This window comes from Hymenobacter terrenus (assembly GCF_000972495.1).
Taxonomy (GTDB): Bacteria; Bacteroidota; Bacteroidia; order Cytophagales; family Hymenobacteraceae; genus Hymenobacter; species Hymenobacter terrenus.
This window is the reverse complement of record NZ_LATM01000165.1, coordinates 1-359: the sequence shown is the minus strand read 5'-3', so window position 1 is coordinate 359 and position 359 is coordinate 1. Positions and strand designations below refer to the sequence as shown.

The window sequence follows — 359 nt, the reverse complement described above, 5'->3', positions numbered from 1 at the left end:
GGTGAGCCGCGTGGCGACGCTGCACGGGCTTCAGAACTTTTTTTTGAGCACGTCCTGCAGCATCTGCTTGTCCAGGCTCAGGTCGGCCACAAGCTGTTTGAGGTGCAGGTTTTCTTCTTCCAACTGCTTGCGCCGGCGTAGCTCCGGCACGCCCAGCCCACCGTACTTTTTCTTCCAGTTGTAGTAGGTCGCCTCGCTGATACCCAGCTTGCGGCACACCTCGGCGACGGTCACACCCGTGTCGGCCTGGCGCAGCGCGAACACGATTTGGGCCTCCGTAAACTTGGTCTTTTTCATGGCAATTGTCTATGGTTTTAAGGTACGACAAGTGCCTGATTTCTCTACTTTAGCTTGGTCTA

1 pseudogene is annotated in these 359 nt (G+C 56.0%); it reads right to left on the bottom strand.

The annotated features are described in order from the left end of the window. A pseudogene (locus WX88_RS26965) lies at positions 1-297 on the bottom strand (transposase); the annotation flags it as partial. Between the last annotated feature and the right edge of the window lie 62 nt (positions 298-359).